Below are 20,511 nucleotides of genomic sequence, written 5' to 3'. Positions count from 1 at the left end.
TATTTAGTTGATTGGATGTTGGCGCAGGAAATCGGCGGCCACGGCGGATGGGCTCTCATGGTCGACGTCGACTCGCGCATTCAGTTGGCGCATGGTTTCATCGTCGAACAGGGCGGCCAGCGGCTTGAGTTCCGCCGCCAATTGCGGATGGGCGTCGAGATAAACCTGACGAACCACCGGGGCTGCGGTGTAGTCCGGGAAGTAGTGCTTGTCGTCTTCCAGCAGCTTCAATTTGAAGGCGTTCAGGCGCCCGTCGGTGGTGTAGACCAACCCGGCGAACACCTGGCCATTGCGCAGCGCGGTGTAGACCAGGCCCGCGTCCATCTGCCGAGTGTTTTTGCGCGTCAGGTTCATGTCATACAGCTTGACCATGCCGGCCAGGCCGTCGGAGCGGTTGGCGAACTCGGTGTCCAGGGCCACCAGGCGGTTTTCCTTGGCGTCTTGTGCCAAGGCTTGGGTCAGGTCGCTGATGCTGTTGATTTGAGGGTGTTCCTCGGCAACCTTCTCCGGCAGCGCCAGGGCGTAGGTATTGCTGAAACGCGACGGTGCCAGCCAGGCCAGGCCTTTTTTCGCGTCGAGTTCTTTAACCCGTGCGTAGGATTGTTCGCTGTCGAGTTTCTCGTCGATGTGGTTGTAGGCCACCAGCGACACGCCGGTGTATTCCCAGATCAGGTCCAGTTGCCCGCTTTCCTGGGCGCTGCGTGCCAGGTTGCTGCCCAGGCCGCCGGTGACGCGGGTGTCATAGCCTTTGGTGCGCAGGTATTGGGAGGTGATTTCGGCAAGCAGGGTCTGTTCGGTGAACACCCGGGCGCCGATGCGAATGACGGGCTTTTCCGCCGCCTGTGCGAAACCTGCACACAGCAGGACGCAACTCAGTATCAAGGTCAGTGTTTTCATGTCGGTTCCTTAAGACGCGCGCAGCCCGCGTTCCAGCCAGAGGCGGCTGGTCAGGGTCACCAGGCCGTCAAGCAGCAACGCCAGCAGCGCGGTGCATGCGGCGCCGAGCAGCAGTTGCGGCTGATTGTTCAGGGCGATGCCGGGGAAGATCAGGCTGCCCAGGCTGTTGGCGCCGATCAGGAACGCCAGCGGTGCGGTGCCGACGTTGATCGCCAGGGCCACGCGCACGCCACCGATGATGATCGGCACGGCATTGGGCAATTCCACACGAAACAACACCTGGCGCGGCGTCATGCCGATGCCGGTGGCGGCTTCTTTCAGGGATCCCTGGACGTTTTTGAGGCCTTCGTAGGTGTTGCGCACGATGGGCAGGAGGGAGGCCAGGAACAACGCGAAGATGGCCGGGCCGCTGCCAATGCCGAGGACGCCGAGGGCGATGGCCAGTACGGCCAGGGGAGGGACGGTATTGCCGATGTTGAATATCTGCATGAAGCGTTCTGCGCGCCCGACCATGTTCGGTCGACTGAGCAGGATACCGGCGGGGATGCCCACAACGAGGGCGGCCAGCATGGAGACAAGAACGAGGATCAGGTGAGCTTGCAGGTAAAACAACAAATCGTCGCGGTACAGTTCGATCGTGTTGATGCCGATCCAGTGGACCAGCAGGGCCAGGAGCGCGACGACAACCACGCCTCCTATCAGCCCTTTGCCATAGCGAATAGCCACAGGCGGACTCCTTTTTTTCTTCTGTCGGCGAACACATTCCGTGGCGGCAATGCCATTGCTGGCTGTCTTCGAATGCGTTGGCGAAAAGCAGCTCGCCGATACCGTCAACGCGGTATGCGATCGAGCCATGAGCGCAGCCTCGTCAGGCTAACTTGCTGATTTTTCAGCCCCTGGTACGAGCGCGATAACAGGGGAATGGACGTCTCTACCTTTTTAAAGGTTCCATACTTGGCAGTATTTAGCCACCCCTCATCGGGTGAACGGTGGTCCGGGCCACGGGGTTTGCGCTATACTCGCCGCCCTTTTTTGACTCACCTGCCAGGCGATTTCCCATGACCCACCAGGCCGCCGAAGTCGCGAAACGCCGCACTTTCGCCATTATTTCCCACCCCGATGCCGGTAAAACCACCATCACCGAGAAGCTCCTGCTGATGGGCAAGGCAATCGCGGTGGCCGGCACGGTGAAATCTCGCAAATCCGACCGCCATGCCACCTCCGACTGGATGGAAATGGAAAAACAACGGGGTATTTCCATTACCACGTCGGTCATGCAGTTCCCGTATCGCGACCACATGGTCAACCTGCTCGATACCCCCGGCCACGAAGACTTCTCCGAAGATACCTACCGCACCCTGACGGCGGTGGACTCGGCGCTGATGGTCCTCGACGGCGGTAAAGGTGTCGAGCCACGGACCATCGCCCTGATGGACGTCTGCCGGCTGCGTGACACGCCCATCGTCAGCTTCATCAACAAGCTCGACCGTGATATCCGCGACCCCATCGAACTGCTCGATGAAATCGAAGCTGTCCTGAAGATCAAGGCCGCGCCGATCACCTGGCCGATCGGTTGCTACCGCGACTTCAAGGGCGTGTACCACCTGGCCGACGACTACATCATTGTCTACACCGCCGGCCACGGTCACGAACGTACCGAAACCAAGATCATCGAGAAGCTGGATTCGGACGAAGCCCGCGCTCATCTGGGCGACGAGTACGACCGTTTCGTCGACCAGCTGGAACTGGTGCAGGGCGCCTGCCACGAATTCAACCAGCAGGAATTCCTCGACGGCCAGCTGACGCCTGTATTCTTCGGCACCGCCCTGGGCAACTTCGGCGTCGACCACGTGCTCGACGCCGTGGTGGACTGGGCCCCGCGCCCGCTGCCGCGTGTGGCCAACGAGCGCACCGTGGAGCCGGTTGAAGAGAAGTTCTCGGGCTTCGTGTTCAAGATCCAGGCGAACATGGACCCCAAGCACCGTGACCGTATCGCCTTCATGCGTATCTGCTCCGGCAAATACGAAAAAGGCATGAAGATGCGCCATGTGCGCACCGGCAAGGACGTACGCATCGGCGACGCCCTGACGTTCTTCTCCTCCGAGCGTGAACAACTCGAAGAAGCCTACGCCGGCGATATCATTGGCCTGCACAACCACGGCACCATCCAGATCGGCGACACCTTCACCGAAGGCGAAGCGCTGGGCTTCACCGGTATCCCGCACTTCGCCCCGGAGCTGTTCCGCCGCGTACGCCTGCGCGATCCGCTGAAATCCAAGCAGTTGCGCCAAGGTTTGCAGCAATTGGCGGAAGAAGGCGCGACCCAGGTGTTCTTCCCCGAGCGCAGCAACGACATCATTCTCGGCGCCGTCGGTGTGCTGCAGTTCGATGTGGTGGCCAGCCGCTTGAAAGAGGAATACAAGGTCGAATGCTCCTACGAGCCGATCACCGTGTACTCCGCGCGCTGGATCGATTGCAGCGATAAGAAGAAGTTGGAAGAGTTCTCCAACAAGGCCGTGGAAAACCTGGCGATGGACGGCGGCGGTCACCTGACCTACCTGGCCCCGACCCGGGTCAACCTGGCGCTGATGGAAGAGCGCTGGCCGGACGTGAAATTCCGTGCGACCCGCGAACACCATTAAGGTCTGAGCGGTAGAGAAAGGGCGAAGCTGTGATGGCTTCGCCCTTTTTCATGGCCGCTGCAAAAGCCGATGTGGATGGCGGCTTGATCTCCACTCGGCGGTCGAATTGGCGAGAAGCCCACATCCGGTCTAGCGTTTCAACTATTTCATTCTCTCACCGACGGATCAGGAGACGCCCGTGCGTATAACTCAACGTGCCATTCAACTGGTGCTGCTGGGCGCCTTGGGGCTGTGCGCCACCTGGGCCCTGGCGGATGCAGGCACCCCCCAGTGGAAGGACACCGGGGCGGTGAGCAAGAAAAAGCAGAAGGAGGTCAACTCCGGTGGTTGGCAGCCCCAGGCCCAACCCGCGCCTAAGGAAGATGCGGAAAACCCTTACAACGAAGGCGAGGACAGTGGAACCTACGATGACGGCGATACCTGAGGCACAAGTGGCTTAAACCCTGTAGCGCAACTAGCTTGATCCACAGCGCCGGCCGAACGCTGGCGCACATGATTCACTGACTGGACGGAAATCGACCATGACTATCTTTCAACGTTTAGTGCTGATGCTAAAAGTGCTGGTGATGTTGTCCCTGGGCATTTCGTCTGCATGGGCCAATACGGCTGTGCAGAGCCAGGTCCCGGGGTTTGTGGCGGCCAATACGGTGCAAACCGGCGGTTTGCAGCTGGCCAAGAGTGAATCGGAACCCGGTGATGAAGACCAGGGCGGCTCCAAGGATGACGACGACCAGCAAGCCCCGCCCGATGACAGCGACGACAGCGACGGTGACAGCGATACCTGAGTCGACCTGAAAAAAAGCCCCACCTGCCAGACTGATGCGCAATCTGACGGGCGGGGCGGTAGAACGCCTGCAATGCCCTGGGCCAAACCGCCCAGGGCATTTTTATTACGTGGTCAGGCGACGAACTGCTCCGCGTAGTGGCACGCCACCTGGCGGTTATCCAGGGCGCGCAACTGCGGTTCCTCGCTGCTGCAACGTGCGGTCGCATACGGGCAGCGCTTGTGGAAGGCGCAGCCAGGCGGCGGGTTCAGCGGGTTGGGCAGCTCGCCGACGATCTTGATCTTCGGCTTGTTCGGGTCCGGGTGGATGGTCGGGGTGGCCGACAGCAGCGCCTGGGTGTAGGGGTGCAGTGGGCGCGCGTAGATGTCGGCCTTGGGGCCCACTTCCACCGGGCGGCCGAGGTACATCACCATCACGTCGTCGGCGACGTGCTGCACCACCGCCAGGTTGTGGGAGATGAACACGTACGCGGTGTTGAACTCCTGCTGCAGGTCCATGAACAGGTTGAGCACCTGCGCCTGGATCGACACGTCCAGTGCGGAAGTCGGTTCATCCGCCACCAGCACTTTGGGTTGCAGCATCATTGCCCGGGCCAGGGCGATACGCTGGCGCTGGCCACCGGAGAACATGTGCGGGTAGCGTTGATAATGCTCAGGGCGCAGGCCCACTTGCTTCATCATCGCCTGCACTTTCTCACGGCGCTCGGCGGCCGACAGGTTGGTGTTGATCAGCAACGGCTCGGCCAGTTGATCGCCGACTTTCTGGCGTGGGTTCAACGAGGCGTACGGGCTCTGGAAGACCATCTGCACGTCTTTGCGCAGTTGCTTGCGCTGGGCCTTGTCGGCGCCCGCCACTTCCTGGCCGGCGATTTTCAGCGAGCCTGAAGACGGCTCTTCAATCAGTGTCAGCGCACGCGCCAGGGTGGATTTGCCGCAACCCGACTCGCCTACCACGGCGAGGGTCTTGCCGGCTTCCAGCTCGAAGGACACGCCATTGAGGGCGCGCACTGTAGCGTGGCCCTTGAACAGGCCGCGGGACACTTCGTAGTGACGGGTCAGGTCGCGGGCAGTAAGAACGACGGCCATTACGCCACCTCCTGGTTCAGCGGGTAGAAGCAGCGGGCGAGGCTGTGGCTTTTCGGGTCAAGGCCTGGGCGCTGGGTACGGCAGGAGTCCTGCACGTACGGGCAGCGCGGCGACAGCAGGCAACCCTGCGGGCGGTCATAGCGGCCGGGCACGATACCCGGCAGCGTGGCCAGGCGCGTGGCGCCGAGGCTGTGCTCGGGAATCGCCTTGAGCAGCGCTTCGCTGTAGGGATGCGCCGGAATATCGAACAACTGCGGCACCTGGCCGACTTCAACCGCTTGGCCGGCGTACATCACGCACACGCGCTGGGCGGTTTCAGCCACCACCGCCAAGTCGTGGGTGATCAGCACCAGGCCCATGTTCTGCTCTTTTTGCAGGGCCAGCAGCAGGTCCATGATCTGCGCCTGGATAGTCACGTCCAGTGCGGTGGTCGGTTCGTCGGCGATCAGCAGCTTGGGTTCGCCGGCGATCGCCATGGCGATTGCCACACGCTGGCTCATACCGCCGGACAGTTGGTGCGGGTAGGCATCCATGCGGCTGGCGGCGCCTGGAATTTCCACTTTTTGCAGCAACTCGATAGCCCGTTTGCGCGCTTGCTTGCCGGACATCTTCAGGTGCAGGCGCAACACTTCTTCAATCTGGAAACCCACGGTGTAGCTGGGGTTCAGCGCGGTCATCGGGTCCTGGAAGACCATGGCCAGGTCCTTGCCGACGATCTGGCGACGCTGACGGTTGCTCAGCTTGAGCATGTCCTTGCCGTCAAAGGTCAGCGCGTCGGCGGTCACGATGCCCGGGTGCTCGATCAGCCCCATCAGCGCCATCATGGTCACGGATTTACCCGAGCCTGACTCGCCAACGATCGCCAGTACTTCGCCTTTGTCGACCTTGAGGTCGAGGCCATCGACCACCGGTACGGCGGTCTTGTCGCCGAAGCGGACGTTGAGATTCTTGATTTCTAACAGTGACATGGGAATCTCCTCAGGCGGCGTTCTTGAGTTTCGGGTCCAGCGCATCGCGCAGGCCGTCGCCCATCAAGTTGATTGCCAGCACGCTGAGCAAAATGGTCAACCCCGGCAGGCTCACGACCCACCAGGCACGTTCGATGTAGTCGCGCGCCGAGGCCAGCATGGTGCCCCACTCCGGAGTTGGCGGTTGTACGCCAAGGCCGAGGAAGCCCAGGGCTGCGGCGTCGAGGATCGCGGAGGAGAAACTCAGCGTGGCCTGTACGATCAGCGGCGCCATGCAGTTAGGCAGCACCGTGATGAACATCAGGCGTGGCAGGCCGGCACCGGCGAGGCGGGCAGCGGTCACGTAGTCGCGGTTCAGTTCGCCCATCACCGCTGCGCGGGTCAGGCGCACGTAGGACGGCAGCGACACGATGGCGATAGCGATCACGGTGTTGATCAGGCCAGGGCCGAGGATCGCGACAATGGCAACGGCCAGCAGCAGCGATGGCAGGGCCAGCATGATGTCCATCAGACGCATGATGGTCGGGCCGAGCACGCGCGGGAAGAACCCGGCGAACAGACCCAGCAGGATGCCCGGGATCAGCGACATCACCACCGACGACAAGCCGATCAGCAGCGACAGGCGTGAGCCCTGGATCAGGCGCGAGAGCAAGTCACGGCCCAGTTCGTCGGTGCCGAGCAGGAACTGCATCTGGCCGCCTTCCAGCCAGGCCGGCGGGGTCAGCAGGAAGTCGCGGTATTGCTCGCTCGGGTTATGCGGCGCCACCCACGGCGCGAAGATCGCGCAGAACACGATCAGCAACATGAACAGCAGGCCGGCAACCGCGCCTTTGTTCTTGGAGAAGGCTTGCCAGAATTCTTTGTACGGCGATGGGTACAGCAGGCTTTGATCGACTGCTGACACTTGAGTAGGTGTGGTCATGGTCATGATCTCAGCGCTGGTGACGGATGCGTGGGTTGGCGAAGCCGTAGAGGATATCCACCACGAAGTTCACCAGGATCACCAGACAGGCGATCAACAGGATGCCGTTTTGCACCACCGGGTAGTCCCGTGCGCCAATGGCTTCGATCAGCCATTTGCCGATGCCGGGCCACGAGAAGATGGTTTCGGTCAATACCGCACCGGCCAGCAGCGTGCCCACTTGCAGGCCGACCACGGTCAATACCGGGATCAGCGCGTTGCGCAGGCCGTGCACGAAGACCACGCGCGTTGGCGACAGGCCCTTGGCCTTGGCGGTGCGGATATAGTCCTCGCGCAAGACTTCGAGCATGGAGGAGCGGGTCATCCGCGCGATGACCGCCAGCGGGATGGTGCCGAGCACGATGGCCGGCAGGATCAGGTGGTGCAGCGCGTCGAAGAAGGCGTCCGGCTCGTCAGCCAGCAGGGTGTCGATCAGCATGAAGCCGGTGCGCGGCTCGATGTCGTAGAGCAGGTCGATACGCCCGGAAACCGGGGTCCAGCCCAGGCTGACCGAGAAAAACATGATCAGGATCAGGCCCCACCAGAAGATCGGCATCGAATATCCCGCTAGGGAGATGCCCATCACCCCATGGTCGAACAGGGATCCTCGCTTCAAGGCCGCGATCACCCCGGCCAACAGGCCCAGGACACCGGCGAACAGTAGGGCGGCCATGGACAGTTCCAGGGTCGCCGGGAAAAGGGAGGTGAACTCGGTCCACACGCTGGTGCGGGTGCGCAACGATTCGCCGAGGTCGCCCTGGGCAAGCTTGCCCACATAGTCAAAATATTGCGCATACAACGGTTTGTTAAGACCGAGGCGTTCCATTGCCTGTGCATGCATCTCCGGGTCGACGCGCCGCTCGCCCATCATCACTTCGACGGGGTCGCCAGGGATCATGCGAATCAACGCAAATGTCAGCAACGTGATGCCGAAAAACGTGGGGATCAATAACCCCAGTCGGCGGGCAATAAAACTAAACATCTTGGTGTGTACCTCAATCAGCCGGTTAGGCAGGTCCGGCGCCGTCGATGTCGACGGCACCGAGCGTTTTTCTTATTACTTCACCTGGGTAGTGGCGAAGTTATTGGTCGTCAGAGGGCTTTGGGTATAACCCTCGACGTTCTTGCGCATGGCGGTGAACATTTTCGGATAGGCCATGGGGATCCACGGTTGGTCTTTCTCGAAAACATCCATTGCTTGTTCATAGAGTGCCGCGCGCTGGGTCGGTTCAGCATTGGCACGGGCCTTGTCGATCAAGTCCTGGAACTCTTTGTTGCACCAACGCGCGTAGTTTTCGCCGTTTTTTGCCGCGTCGCAACTCAGGTTCGGGGTGAGGAAGTTATCCGGGTCCCCGTTATCCCCCGCCCAGCCGGCCGACACCATGTCGTGCTCGCCGGCTTTGGCGCGCTTGAGCATTTCGCCCCATTCCATGACCTTGATATTGACCTTCAGGCCGATCTGGGCCAGATCCGCTTGCATGCGCTGGGCGCCGAGCAGCGGGTTAGGGTTGGTCGGGCCGCCGCCGTTACGGGTGAACAGGGTGAACTCGGTACCTTCCGGCACGCCGGCTTCCTTGAGCAGGGCGCGGGCTTTGTCGAGGTCGCGTGGCGGGTTCTTCAACTTGTCGTTGAAACCCAGCAAGGTCGGCGGATACGGGCCGGTGGCGTCGACGGCATTGCCTTTGCCGTACAGCGATTCGTTGTAGCCTTTCTTGTCGAACGCGATGTTGATCGCGTGGCGTACCCGCGCATCGCTCATGTACTTGTGCGTGGTGTTCATGGCGGTGTACGCGGTGGTCATCGCCGCCAGTTCATCGACTTTCAGGTTCGGGTCTTTCTTGATGCTCGGGATATCGTCGGGCTTGGGATACAGCGCGACCTGGCATTCGTTGGCCTTGAGTTTCTGCAGGCGCACGTTGTTATCGGTGGTAATTGCCAGAATCAGCGGATCAGCCGGCGGCTTGCCACGGAAGTACTCCGGGTTGGCCTTGAAGCGCACCTGGGCGTCTTTGGCATAGCGCGTGAAGATGAACGGCCCGGTGCCGATCGGCTTGGCGTTCAGGTCATCGGTCTTGCCGGACTTGAGCAACTGGTCGGCATATTCGGCGGAGTGAATCGATGAAAACCCCATAGCCAGGTCGGCCAGGAACGGTGCCTCAGGGCGGGTCAGGGTAAAGACGACGGTGTGGTCGTCGGTCTTCTCTACGCTCTTGAGCAGTTCCTTGAAACCCATGCTTTCGAAGTATGGGTAGCCCACAGCGGACTTGTTGTGCCAAGGATGATTCGGGTCCAGCTGGCGCTGGAAGCTCCAAAGTACGTCGTCGGCGTTCAGGTTGCGCGTGGGTTTGAAATAGTCGGTGGTGTGGAACTTGACGTCGTCACGCAGGTGAAAGGTGTAGGTCAGGCCATCGGCACTGATTTCCGGCAGGGCCTTGGCCAGTGCAGGAACCACTTCGGTGGTGCCGGGCTTGAAGTCCACCAGGCGATTGAACATGGTTTCCGCAGCGGCGTCGAGGGTTACGGCGGTGGTGTACAACACCGGGTCAAAACCTTCCGGGCTGGCTTCGGTGCAGACCACCAGCGGTTTGGCCGAAACGCCGATCGCCACGCTCAGCAGCGCGGCGGCCATGGCGGCTTGTAACGGGAGCATTTTCATTCAGAACCCTCTGCAATCGATGGAGCCAGACAAGCGTAGACGGCAGGCTCGTCCTGAGCCCGCCGTGTACCTGGCGCTAATTAAAGAATGTTGAACGGGATGGTGGTGACCAGGCGGAATTCACGGATGTTGCCGTCAGCCTGGTTTTCACTGGCGCGGTGGGTCACGTAGGTGCCACGAATGGTGGTTGCCTTGAGTGAGCCGCTCTGGATCGCGTAGGACGCGCCCACGCCATATTCCTGGTGGGTTTCGCCGTCCATCAGGCGCAGGTCGCTGCGACGTACGCCCGATTCACCGTAAGCGGTGCCGGTGTAGTGAGTACCGTCGATGCCCCAGCCGCGAGCCGAGTAGACGTTGAACTTCAGGCCCGGCACGCCGTATTCAGCCATGTTGAGGCCATAGGCGATCTGGAAGGACTTCTCGTTCGGTCCGTTGAAGTCGGACGTCAGGGAGTTGGCCAGGTAGATGCCGTTGGTTTCGTGCAGGTAGTCGAAGTATTCGTCACCGTTGATGGCCTGGTAGGCGAAGGTCAGGCTGTGGGCTTGGTGAGTCAGGCCCAGAGACAACGAGTAAGTGTCGTTGTCGATCTTGCCCATCTTCTTGCTGCCGGTATCGGTGGTTTTATAGTAGTTCAGGCCGGTGGTCAGGCCCAGGACGCTGCTGTCGCCCAGCTCGTGAGTGGCGCCGACATAGTACTGGTTCCAAAAGTCCTCGACGTTAGCCGCGAATACGCTGGTTTTCAGGCTCTTGAACGGCTGGTAGTTGAAGCCCAGGGTTTTCACCTTGTCGGTGGTCTGGCCGTTACCATACTCGGAACGGAACTTCGACAGGCTTTGTTCGGTACGTGGCGACACGCGATCGAAAACACCGCCTTGGAACGACAGGTTGCTGAATTCCTGGCTGTCGATCGAAATACCTTCAAAGCTCGAAGGCAGCGCACGGTTGCCGATGGTGTCGACGATTCCGCTGCTGAAGTTCTGGCGACCGGCCGTCAGTGTGGTGTTCGAAGCACGGAACTTGACGTTGGCCAGGCCCAGTTTGCTCCACTGGTCAACGGCGTCGCCGTTGGAGTCGGCCAGCGTGCGGTTGGAACCACCCTTGATGTCGCGCTTGCTGCGATCCAGAACCAGAGCGTTGTAGACGGCAACTTCGGTGCTTACGCCGATGGTGCCCTGGGTAAAGCCCGAAGTACCGTTGAGAATGGTGCCTTGTACCCAGTTGGTGCGGTAGGCGTCAGTGCGGGTTTCACCATGTTTCTCATAGGAGAATTTACCGCCACGGAATTTGTTTTCGTTGGAAAACCAGTTACGGGTGGTACCGCCCAGGCTTGCTCCGTCGATAAAGCCCTTGGCCTCGCTTTGGGCGCTGGTGCCGGCCAATGTGGTTGGAACGAAGTCCTGGCTCTGGGTTTCAGCGAAGGCGGTTGCCGTGATGCTGCTGATGGCCAGGGCCAGAAGCGCTTTGCTGCTCAATTTCATGGGTGGAGCTCCTTTGGTTCTCTTTTTATGCCGGTCTTTTTAGGTGAACCGGCTATTGGTGTGTAACTCGTTCAAGCTTTTGCAAACGTTTGGCGTAGGAAAAATCCCAACAAAAGGCTGCGCGTTTGCAGCAGAGCCGTTCCCGCTCTGCGCAATCCGGTTATTTATTTTTATGGGTTGAGACTGACGCCCGAGAATACGTTGCGGCCGAAAGGGCTTACCTTGAAGTCTTCGACTTTGGCGCTTAACGGCTGGTTGACCGTCGAGTGGGCGACTGGCGTGATCGGCACCTGCGCTTTAAGCAGTTGCTGCGCCTGTTTGTACAGAACAGTCCTTTGTTCACGGTCGGTGACGACCTTGGCTTGCTTGATCAGCTTGTCGTACGCCGGGTCACACCACATGGAGTAGTTGTTCCCGCCGATGGCGTCGCAGCTGTAGAGGGTGCCCAGCCAGTTGTCCGGGTCACCGTTGTCGCCGGTCCAACCGATCAGGCTGATATCGTGCTCACCGTTCTTGGTGCGCTTGATGTACTCGCCCCACTCGTAGCTGACGATCTTGACCTTGAGGCCGATCTTGGCCCAGTCGCTTTGCAGCATCTCGGCCATCAGCTTGGCATTGGGGTTATACGGCCGTTGTACCGGCATGGCCCACAGGGTGACCTCGGTGCCTTCCTTCACGCCGGCAGCCTTGAGCAATTCCTTGGCTTTTTCCGGGTTGTAGGCGGCGTCCTTGATGCTGTCGTCGTAGGACCACTGGGTTGGGGGCATCGCGTTGACGGCCAGTTGCCCGGCGCCCTGGTACACCGCGTTCAGAATGCTTTGCTTGTTCACCGCCATGTCCAGAGCCTGGCGCACTTCGAGCTGGTCGAAAGGTTTGTGGCGCACGTTGTAGGCGATGTAGCCGAGGTTGAAGCCGGGTTTGGTCAGCAGTTGCAGTTTCGGGTCAGCCTTGAGCGCGTCGACATCGGCCGGGCGCGGGTGCAGGGTCACCTGGCATTCGCCGGCCTTGAGTTTTTGCACGCGTACCGAGGCGTCGGTGTTGATGGCGAAGATCAGTTGGTCGAGCTTGACCCGGCTCGGGTCCCAATACTGTTTGTTCGCCACATAACGGATCTGTGAATCCTTCTGGTAGCGCTGGAACACAAACGGGCCGGTACCGATCGGCTTCTGATTGATGTCGCTGGGCTTGCCTTCCTTGAGCAACTGCTCGGCGTATTCGGCCGAAAGGATCGCGGCAAAGCTCATGGCGATGTTCTGCACGAATGCGGCGTCGACCGTGTTCAGGGTCATCACCACGGTATGCGGGTCGGTTTTCTCGACCTTGGCAATGTTCTTGTTCAGGCTCATCCCGTTGAAGTACGGAAACTCGGTGGGGTAGGCCTTGCGAAACGGATGGTCGGGGTCAAGCATGCGGTTGAAGGTGAACAGCACGTCGTCGGCGTTGAAGTCGCGCGTCGGCTTGAACTCCTTGTTGCTGTGGAACTTCACCCCTTCGCGCAGGTGAAAGGTGTAGGTCAGGCCGTCTGGCGAAATATCCCACTTGGTTGCCAGCCCAGGCACCACATTGGTCGCACCCTTTTCGAACTCAACCAGGCGGTTGTACAACGGCTCAGCCGCATCGTTGTCGGTGGCGGTGGTGTATTGCGCGGTGTCAAACCCTGCCGGGCTGCCTTCAGAGCAGAACACCAGGCTCTTCTTGTCGGCGGCTTGGCCCAATGTGGCCACAGCCAGCAGGCTGGTGCCAAAAATTGCGGATAGAACGGTGGTATGGCGCATGACGATCCCGATCCTTGTTTGTAGTTATCAACCAGCGAGCCATTTCCCGGGACTAAGGGAAACCTCACTGATCCCACACGCAGCAAGTGCCTTTCTCAGAATGAAGCTGCTGCGGTCCTACGACGTTATGGGTCGTGGATCCTGCAGTAAATGCGTCAAATCTGACTGACCTTGTAGGTAACGGAGCCACGGATCGCAGTTCATTGCTGTAGGACGGCAATGAGTTCGCTGTGGTCTGTTTCCTAGTGTCTCGGTGGATGCAATAACGGCGACGCCGTGAAGCGTCGCCGTCATAGATCCTTACTTGCCGCTTACGCTGACGCCGTAGAAGGAGTTCAAGCCAAATGGGCTGATCTTGAAGTCCTGCACGTTGTTGCGCATGGGTTGATACACCGTCGAGTGCGCGATAGGTGTCATCGGGACTGCATCTTTGAGGATATGTTGCGCCTGCTTGTACAGCTCGGTGCGTTTGGCGACGTCCGATGTGGCCTTGGCTTCTTTCACGATGCCGTCGAATTTTTTGTCGCACCATTTGGAGAAGTTGTTGCCGTTCAGCGAGTCGCAGCCGAACAGTACGTTCAACCAGTTGTCCGGGTCACCATTGTCGCCGCTCCAGCCAATGATCATGGCCTGGTTCTCGCCGCCTTTGGAACGCTTGATGTACTCGCCCCACTCGTAGCTGACGATGTTGACCTTCAGCCCGATCTGTTTCCAGTCGTTCTGCAGCATTTCGGCCATCAGCTTGGCGTTCGGGTTGTACGGACGTTGAACCGGCATCGCCCACAGGGTGATCTCGGTGCCTTCTTTAACGCCGGCTTCCTTGAGCAGTTCCTTGGCTTTGGCAGGATCGTACTTCGCGTCCTTGATCGTGGTGTCGTAGGACCACTGGGTCGGTGGCATGGCGTTGACGGCCAGTTGGCCCGCGCCCTGGTACACGGAGTCGATGATCTGCTGCTTGTTCACCGACATGTCCAGCGCTTCGCGTACCCGCAGGTCGGACAGCGGGTTGGGAGCGGTCTGGCCCTTGAGGACCGGCATCACGTTGTAAGCGATGTAACCCAGGTTGAAACCGGCCTGGTGCGGCAGTTTCAGATCCTTGTCCTCGCCCAGCGCCTTGAGGTCGGCCGGACGCGGGAACAGGGTGACCTGGCACTCGTTTTTCTTGAGTTTCTGGATACGCACCGACGGGTCGGTGGTAATGGCGAAGATCAGGTTGTCGATCTTCACGTCTTCCGGTTTCCAGTAGTCCTTGTTGCCGGTGTAGCGGATGTTGGAGTCTTTCTGGTAGCTCTTGAACACGAACGGGCCAGTGCCGATCGGCTTCTGGTTGATGTCGGCGGCCTTGCCTTCCTTCAACAGCTGCGCGGCGTATTCGGCGGACTGGATCGACGCGAAACTCATTGCCAGGTTCTGGATGAAGGCGGCGTCCACGGTGCCAAGGGTGAACTTGACGGTGTGGTCATCGACTTTCTCGATGTTCTTGATGTTGGTGTCCATCCCCATGTCCGTGAAGTACGGGAACTCGGTGGGGTAGGCTTTGCGGAACGGATCGTCCTTGTTGATCATGCGGTTGAACGTGAAGAGCACGTCATCGGCATTGAAGGTACGAGTAGGTTTGAAGTAAGAAGTGGTATGGAACTTCACGCCGTCGCGCAGGTGGAAGGTGTACGTCAGGCCATCCGGGGACACGTCCCAGCTGGTGGCCAACCCAGGAATCACAGCGGTGCCGCCGCGCTCGAACTGGGTCAGGCGGTTGAACATGGTTTCGGCCGAGGCATCGAAGTCTGTTCCGGTGGTGTACTGGCCCGGGTCAAAACCTGCGGGGCTGCCTTCGGAGCAGAACACCAGGTTAGTCGCCGCTTGGGCGAAAGGGGCTGCGGCCATAAGGCCAGCGCTCACAATTAACGGAATGACTGCGTGTTTAAGCATGTTGGCCTCATGATTTGTTGTCATTTTTGGTGGTGAGGGCGACCTCGTGAGTCGGCCTGCGGATACTTATGCAGGGGCCATACCCAATGCAAGATGCAGAACCGTTGCGAGACTGAAAGTGTGGTACGAACGTACAGGAATGTCGCAAATCTGAAAGTTTCTACATAATTGCGTACATTTAGAGGGTTTTTTCGGTGCAGGGTGCGCACCAAAAATGCCCAACCAAGGCGTCTGGCGCACTTGGTTGGGGCGCAGCTGTTACTTATCCAGGCTGACACCATAGAAAGGCGTGAGGCCAAAGGGGCTGATCTTGAAGTCCCGCACCTCCTTGCGCAGCGGTTGGAAAACCGTCGAGTTTGCAATAGGCGTTATAGGTACTTGTTCCTTAAGAATTTTTTGCGCCTGTTGATACCACTTTATACGCTGCTCACGGTCGTTGCTGACCTTGGCCTGCTGCACGAGTTTGTCGTAGGCAGGGTTACACCATTTGGCGTAATTACTGCCCTTGACGGCGGCACAACTGTAGAGCACTCCAAGCCAGTTATCCGGGTCGCCGTTGTCGCCGGTCCAGCCATAAATCATCGCGTCGTGTTCGCCGTTTTTGGCGCGCTTGATGTATTCGCCCCACTCATAGCTGACGATATTGGCTTTGATGCCGATTTTTTCCCAATCCTGCTGGATCATCTGGGCGGACATCCGCGCGTTCGGGTTGGAGGCGCGCTGGACGGTCATTGCCCACAGATTGATGGTGGTACCCGGTGCAACCCCTGCTTCTTTTAGTAGCGCCCGAGCCTTGGTCGGATCGTAGGGGGCGTCCTTGATGGTCGGGTCATAAGACCACTGCGCTGGAGGCAAGGCGTTCTGCGCCAATTGTCCGGCGCTCTGGTACACCGCCTTGATGATGGCTGGCTTGTCGATAGCCATATCCAGGGCCTGACGCACTTTGAGTTGGTCCAATGGCGGGTGGGTCACGTTATAAGCGAGAAACCCCAGGTTGAAACCGGCTTGTTGCAGCACGCGCAGGTTGGGGTCCTGCTTCATGACTTCGATATCGGAGGGGCGCGGGTAACCGCTGACCTGGCATTCGCCGGCCTTGAGTTTCTGCAGGCGTGCGGCGGCGTCCGGGGTGATGGCAAATATCAGGTTGTCGAGCTTCACGTCCTCGGGCTTCCAATACTGCTTATTGGCCGCGTAGCGGATCTGCGAGTCTTTCTGATAGCGCTTGAATACAAACGGGCCAGTGCCCACCGGCTTCTGGTTGATGTCGGAGGCGGTGCCTTCCTTTAATAGCTGGGCGGCGTACTCGGCCGATTGCACCGAGGCGAAACTCATGGCCAGGTTCTGCACGAGCGCTGCATCGACGTTGTTCAGGTTGAAACGCACGGTGTGTTCGTCGAGTTTTTCGACGCTCTTGATCGTGGTGTTCAAGCCCATATCGGTGAAGTAGGGCGATTCTGACGGATACGCCTTGCGAAATGGGCTTTCGGCATCCAGCAGGCGATTGAAGGTGAACAACACATCGTCCGCATTGAAGTCGCGGGTGGGCGTGAAGAAATCGGTGGTGTGGAACTTGACGCCTTCGCGCAGGTGGAAGGTATATGTCAGGCCATCCTTGGACACCTCCCAACTCGTCGCCAGGCCGGGTTCCACTTCGGTGCCGCCGCGCTTGAATTGCGTGAGGCGGTTGAACACGGTTTCAGCAGAGGCATCGAAATCGGTACCGCTGGTGTATTGGCTGGGGTCGAAACCGGCGGGGCTGGCTTCGGAGCAGTAAACCAGGGTGCTCGCCGCCTGGGCGATGGGCATAAAGGCCAGCAGGCCTGCGGCGAGGAGGAGCGGTTTGAAGGCGATTCTTTGCATAGAGACCCCTGAAATGGCAGGCATATATAAGCTGCCCAAACGAAAACGGCGCAACCGAGGTTACCGCCGTTGACGTTTGTCAGATAGGGGCTGTTTAGGTGATCACTTCAGTACAAGCGTGAACTCAATGTTGGATGGCGCTTTTTTGTCGATAACGTAGACGTTGGCGGCATCTTGGGTCTCATTGCTTTCGGTGATCGTGAGGGTACGTTTGGTGATGATTTCAACCTCCGGAATTTTATAGCGTTCAGTTTCCGGTTGGCTGATAGTGCTCTTGCCCACGAAATTGACCTTGGCTTGGCGGGTCACGGCGTCATATTCGATGATGATCTCGGTGTCTTTCCCACCCAGGTAAAAGCCGCTGTACAGACCGGTGGCCTCGTCGTTCAAGTACTTTGTAGACGGCGCCAGTGAGCCTTGGTGAGCCACTTCGGAAATGCGCGCCCGCAACTTCGGGTTGGGAATCAGCGCTTCAAATTGGCGAAGTTTTTCCGCGGTATTTTCCAGGCCGTCCTGCGCTGTGCTCGTAAGCACCGTGCGGGTATCAGTCAGGCCGTTCTTGACCACCACGGAGTAATTGAACCGCGGAAGGTCTTTGGTGAACTGTTCTGAATACTCGCTTGAACTGAAATCCGACGGGCCGGCAGCCTCGCTCGCATAGATTTGAAAGTCGTCCTCAGCCAAGTCCCAGGAAATACCGATCTTGGATTTTATGACGCCATTTTCCTCAACGTTACGAATGGAGTATTCGTAAGCCATGTTGTCGTCCATTTTCAGGTATTCATCGATCTGCTCGGCGCCTTCAAGCTTTCGGCCTTCCAGATCAACAAACGCGTCAGAGACTTTCGACAGGGGCTTGGCCTCTTTTCCCGGTGGTGCAGAGGGTTTGTTCCACGGCCACTTGCCGCCTGGGCCAAGACCACGAGCCCATTCGCCGTCCGCCGTGGCATGCACGGTCATTACCGGCTTGCCTGTCTCGCGGTTGATGATCTGCACATAATCATGACTCAGCTTGAAGTCGCCTCTGACCTCATACACTCGGCCGACGCCCGTTGTGTCGGTATACCGGATAAACCAGTGGTCCAAGCCTGAAACCTGATCTTTTACCTGGTAGATACCCTTGGCATTGCGCGTGGCGTTTTCGATGAGCTGCTCACCGTTCGCGACCGCGTGTTCGCTGATGTTACCGGCTTGGCTGGGTTGCAGACGGTTGACCGGAACTCGCGGTTGCAGGCTTTCAACCACAGGGGCTTCGCCCGGGGCGGGAGCAATCGGTTGATCTTCCGGCGGCAGGAACGGGTCCTCCACAGAACCGCTGGCCCCGACCGAGAACAACACATTCAGCAAGCCATCAAAGGCTTTGGACGCACCGTCGTTGCGCTCGGCCTCAGTGTCGCCGGAGAGGGCCTTTTCCGTTCCCAGCACGCCCTCGGCCAGGCCCGTGACGGCGGCAAGGGCGGCCACCGGTGCCGCGATGGGGGCGAGTCTGGCCAGTAAGCTGGCAGCTACCGTGATGTCGTTGAGCCAGGTATCGCGAATGACCTCACTGTTGGATTTGATCACCACGTCAGCGTCGCTCGCCATGCGTTCTTTAGCGGCGGTGGCGAGTGTGGAAAACACATCCCCTTCAATCGGTGAATGACCATCGTTGATGGCCGGACCCTTCAACGTGCCGGTCGCCATTTTCTTGAAGATTGTGTCCAGTCCTTCCTTCTTGTCACCCACATGGGTAAGCCAGAGTATGGGCAGCACGCCCCTTATCGTTTTCTCGGCAAAACTTGCCGCATGGTCCTGGCGATAGATCAGCGGAAAGTGAGCGACCAAGGCCTCGCGTTTTTTGGGATCCCTGGTTTGCTCGGTCACCCATTGGTTCAGCTTTTCCAGAGAGTCGAATCTGAGGAAGGCGGGCTGCGCCCCTGGTATGTAGAGGACTTGTCGACCGCCGTCAGCGCTGAAGCGCAGGATATCGCTGGACATGAACCCGTGAATGTTCAGCGCATGTGCCTGAACGCGGCCGTTGGCGGTAGCCTTCGTCTTGAGCTGTTCAACGCTGAGCGGTGCGTTTTCATCACTCGGCAGGTTGGGTACGGCCCCCATTACCAGGCGGTAATCCTCCCGGGTGAAACGGTGTTCGGGCGCCTGCAGCGTGCGTTCAGCCGGTGGCCAGGTTTGCGCAGCCTTCAACTGTTTGCGGGCCTGGTAGGCGAACTCGCCTCTGATTGCCGTCTCGTAGTCCCCGGTGTGGGCGCTCCAGAAATTGTCGATCTTTTGCGTCATCCCTGCCTGGAAGTCGGTCTTCCAACTGGCGTGCATGAGTGCGGAGGGAGCCAGGGGAAATTGGTTGTGCGCGCCATATCCACCCTTCGCACTTTGCCCCGGGCCCGCCAGGTACAAGCCGGCCTCCTGATCCAGGCTGCCTGGCACGCCATCGTGTTCGGAGAAGTTTTCAAGCAGCGCATCCGGCAGGCGCAACGATGAGTAAGGTTCTTCGCCTGGGTGCTCCCAGCCTGTGGCGGTGGCTGTCTCGGCGCTCAATGGGGTGTTTGCTGTCTTGAAGCGGTTCAGGTAGATCGTATCGGCATCCACCTGTTTGCCCGTCAATTGGAAGATCAGCGTTTCGGCCCACAGCTTGGCTTGCGCCCGTGTATTGGGCAGGTTGTTGGCGACATCCACGGCCAAACGCTTGAAAGCCAAAGCCTGGGGAGCGCTCGCGTAGTACTGCGCGGCATGCTGTTTATGCACGCCCAGCGCCTGTGCCGAGCGGCTGGCAGCCGGGCGCAGCGGGTCGTTGGGGGCGATCGGGTCGAAGGCTTTGTTGTGCTCGAGTCGCCTGATCTGTGCCCTGGCTTCGGTGCCGTTTTTAGGCAGGTATTTGCCGTAGAACTCGGCGATCAGCTTGACTTTCACTTTTAGGGTTTCACCGTCAACGGTCAACTGCAGGCTGCTGCCAGGGACGGGGCATATAACCTTCGCAGCGGCCAGCAGCGGGCCTGAAACCTGGCCCCAGCCACTATTATCGCGGGGCAGAAAGGTTTTCCTGACGCCCTCGACTTCGGCGGAGAGGGCTCCGGTTGCGGGGTTGATCGACACGCTCGCGATGTCGATGTTTTGATCGCGCATCCAGCCGCTTACGACAGGGTGTTCCAATTGATTGCGATAGTCTTGCAGCCATTGCCCCAGGGTGGTCTGAGGTGAAACGGTGACCAATCCGACTTTTTGCTGGAGGACCTTGCGTTGAACGGCGGCGAGATAGGCAGCAAGTAGTGCTGTTTCATCGGGGTGCACCGACGCTGGGGCTTGCGCTACTGCAGGCTGAGCCGAGGCCTGCGCAGTGGGTGGCCTGGAAATTGGGGGGATAAGAGCAAGGTGGGGCGTGTTCAGGGAGACTGGCATGGGGTTCGATTCTCGTCAGTGAAATACAAGCCGGCAATGCGCTCCCTGCGAGCCTTGGCGGTATCTGTGTCGCGAGAACCGA

15 protein-coding genes are annotated in these 20,511 nt (G+C 59.4%); 3 read left to right on the top strand and 12 right to left on the bottom strand.

The genetic code is table 11. From position 1 onward, the window contains the following. Positions 1–3: 3 nt before the first annotated feature. Positions 4–897: a glycine betaine ABC transporter substrate-binding protein gene (locus tag ACQRBT_RS05075; protein ID WP_412047005.1), complete on the bottom strand. Its 894-nt coding sequence runs from the start codon at positions 895–897 to the stop codon at positions 4–6. A 9-nt stretch (positions 898–906) separates the two neighbouring features. After that, positions 907–1,623 carry an ABC transporter permease gene (locus ACQRBT_RS05070; RefSeq protein ID WP_198761568.1) on the bottom strand — a complete coding sequence of 239 codons (717 nt, stop codon included), beginning with the start codon at positions 1,621–1,623 and terminating at the stop codon, positions 907–909. Positions 1,624–1,955: 332 nt separating this feature from the next. Between ACQRBT_RS05070 and ACQRBT_RS05065 the strand changes: the two genes are divergently transcribed. The 3 genes from ACQRBT_RS05065 (at position 1,956) to ACQRBT_RS05055 (ending at position 4,324) form a co-directional block, all read left to right on the top strand. Continuing rightward, complete coding sequence (locus ACQRBT_RS05065) at positions 1,956–3,539, top strand: peptide chain release factor 3 (protein WP_060754891.1); 1,584 nt, start codon at positions 1,956–1,958, stop codon at positions 3,537–3,539. Positions 3,540–3,717: 178 nt separating this feature from the next. Continuing rightward, positions 3,718–3,963, top strand: coding sequence for a hypothetical protein (locus ACQRBT_RS05060; protein WP_060754892.1), 246 nt, complete (start codon positions 3,718–3,720; stop codon positions 3,961–3,963). Positions 3,964–4,060: 97 nt separating this feature from the next. Further along, positions 4,061–4,324, top strand: coding sequence for a hypothetical protein (locus ACQRBT_RS05055; RefSeq protein ID WP_060754893.1), 264 nt, complete (start codon positions 4,061–4,063; stop codon positions 4,322–4,324). 113 nt (positions 4,325–4,437) lie between these two features. On the opposite strand, the gene ACQRBT_RS05050 is transcribed toward ACQRBT_RS05055, so the two are convergent. The 10 genes from ACQRBT_RS05050 to ACQRBT_RS05005 all read right to left on the bottom strand — a co-directional run bounded on the left by ACQRBT_RS05050 (position 4,438) and on the right by ACQRBT_RS05005 (position 20,429). After that, positions 4,438–5,409: a peptide ABC transporter ATP-binding protein gene (locus ACQRBT_RS05050; RefSeq protein WP_090366801.1), complete on the bottom strand. Its 972-nt coding sequence runs from the start codon at positions 5,407–5,409 to the stop codon at positions 4,438–4,440. Beyond that, the gene (locus ACQRBT_RS05045; RefSeq protein WP_412047006.1) at positions 5,409–6,377 is read right to left on the bottom strand and encodes an ABC transporter ATP-binding protein; all 969 of its coding nucleotides are present in this window, start codon (positions 6,375–6,377) and stop codon (positions 5,409–5,411) included. The genes ACQRBT_RS05050 and ACQRBT_RS05045 overlap by 1 nt, the downstream gene beginning before the upstream one ends. A gap of 10 nt (positions 6,378–6,387) precedes the next feature. Next, complete coding sequence (locus ACQRBT_RS05040; RefSeq protein WP_060754896.1) at positions 6,388–7,299, bottom strand: ABC transporter permease subunit; 912 nt, start codon at positions 7,297–7,299, stop codon at positions 6,388–6,390. Positions 7,300–7,309: 10 nt separating this feature from the next. Further along, the gene (locus ACQRBT_RS05035) at positions 7,310–8,320 is read right to left on the bottom strand and encodes an ABC transporter permease subunit (RefSeq protein ID WP_060754897.1); all 1,011 of its coding nucleotides are present in this window, start codon (positions 8,318–8,320) and stop codon (positions 7,310–7,312) included. 75 nt (positions 8,321–8,395) lie between these two features. Continuing rightward, a complete protein-coding gene (locus ACQRBT_RS05030; protein ID WP_412047007.1) occupies positions 8,396–9,994 on the bottom strand; it encodes an ABC transporter substrate-binding protein in 1,599 nt (532 codons plus the stop codon). Positions 9,995–10,074: 80 nt separating this feature from the next. Beyond that, on the bottom strand, positions 10,075–11,472 hold the full coding sequence (locus ACQRBT_RS05025) for an OprD family outer membrane porin (protein ID WP_060754899.1): 1,398 nt from the start codon (positions 11,470–11,472) through the stop codon (positions 10,075–10,077). 170 nt (positions 11,473–11,642) lie between these two features. Next, positions 11,643–13,247, bottom strand: coding sequence for an ABC transporter substrate-binding protein (locus ACQRBT_RS05020; protein ID WP_412047008.1), 1,605 nt, complete (start codon positions 13,245–13,247; stop codon positions 11,643–11,645). A gap of 300 nt (positions 13,248–13,547) precedes the next feature. After that, positions 13,548–15,176 (bottom strand): ABC transporter substrate-binding protein, encoded by a 1,629-nt coding sequence (locus ACQRBT_RS05015; protein ID WP_412047009.1) that lies wholly within the window; start codon positions 15,174–15,176, stop codon positions 13,548–13,550. Positions 15,177–15,434: 258 nt separating this feature from the next. Further along, the gene (locus tag ACQRBT_RS05010) at positions 15,435–17,036 is read right to left on the bottom strand and encodes an ABC transporter substrate-binding protein (protein ID WP_060754902.1); all 1,602 of its coding nucleotides are present in this window, start codon (positions 17,034–17,036) and stop codon (positions 15,435–15,437) included. 102 nt (positions 17,037–17,138) lie between these two features. Next, on the bottom strand, positions 17,139–20,429 hold the full coding sequence (locus ACQRBT_RS05005; protein ID WP_412047010.1) for a dermonecrotic toxin domain-containing protein: 3,291 nt from the start codon (positions 20,427–20,429) through the stop codon (positions 17,139–17,141). Positions 20,430–20,511: the final 82 nt, after the last annotated feature.

It is taken from the genome of Pseudomonas sp. R19M (genome assembly GCF_050312585.1).
Lineage (GTDB): Bacteria > Pseudomonadota > Gammaproteobacteria > Pseudomonadales > Pseudomonadaceae > Aquipseudomonas > Aquipseudomonas palleroniana.
Note: the sequence above shows the minus strand (reverse complement) of the source record. Positions and strands in the feature narration are given on the sequence as shown.

Excerpts from the sequence above, each read along its gene's own strand:
- ACQRBT_RS05065 (WP_060754891.1), top strand. The coding sequence starts at position 1,956 with ATGACCCACCAGGCCGCCGAAGTCGCGAAACGCCGCACTTTCGCCATT.
- ACQRBT_RS05035 (WP_060754897.1), bottom strand. The coding sequence starts at position 8,320 with ATGTTTAGTTTTATTGCCCGCCGACTGGGGTTATTGATCCCCACGTTT.
- ACQRBT_RS05040 (WP_060754896.1), bottom strand. The coding sequence starts at position 7,299 with ATGACCACACCTACTCAAGTGTCAGCAGTCGATCAAAGCCTGCTGTAC.
- ACQRBT_RS05025 (WP_060754899.1), bottom strand. The coding sequence starts at position 11,472 with ATGAAATTGAGCAGCAAAGCGCTTCTGGCCCTGGCCATCAGCAGCATC.
- ACQRBT_RS05045 (WP_412047006.1), bottom strand. The coding sequence starts at position 6,377 with ATGTCACTGTTAGAAATCAAGAATCTCAACGTCCGCTTCGGCGACAAG.
- ACQRBT_RS05050 (WP_090366801.1), bottom strand. The coding sequence starts at position 5,409 with ATGGCCGTCGTTCTTACTGCCCGCGACCTGACCCGTCACTACGAAGTG.
- ACQRBT_RS05030 (WP_412047007.1), bottom strand. The coding sequence starts at position 9,994 with ATGAAAATGCTCCCGTTACAAGCCGCCATGGCCGCCGCGCTGCTGAGC.
- ACQRBT_RS05055 (WP_060754893.1), top strand. The coding sequence starts at position 4,061 with ATGACTATCTTTCAACGTTTAGTGCTGATGCTAAAAGTGCTGGTGATG.
- ACQRBT_RS05010 (WP_060754902.1), bottom strand. The coding sequence starts at position 17,036 with ATGCAAAGAATCGCCTTCAAACCGCTCCTCCTCGCCGCAGGCCTGCTG.
- ACQRBT_RS05005 (WP_412047010.1), bottom strand. The coding sequence starts at position 20,429 with ATGCCAGTCTCCCTGAACACGCCCCACCTTGCTCTTATCCCCCCAATT.
- ACQRBT_RS05015 (WP_412047009.1), bottom strand. The coding sequence starts at position 15,176 with ATGCTTAAACACGCAGTCATTCCGTTAATTGTGAGCGCTGGCCTTATG.
- ACQRBT_RS05020 (WP_412047008.1), bottom strand. The coding sequence starts at position 13,247 with ATGCGCCATACCACCGTTCTATCCGCAATTTTTGGCACCAGCCTGCTG.
- ACQRBT_RS05075 (WP_412047005.1), bottom strand. The coding sequence starts at position 897 with ATGAAAACACTGACCTTGATACTGAGTTGCGTCCTGCTGTGTGCAGGT.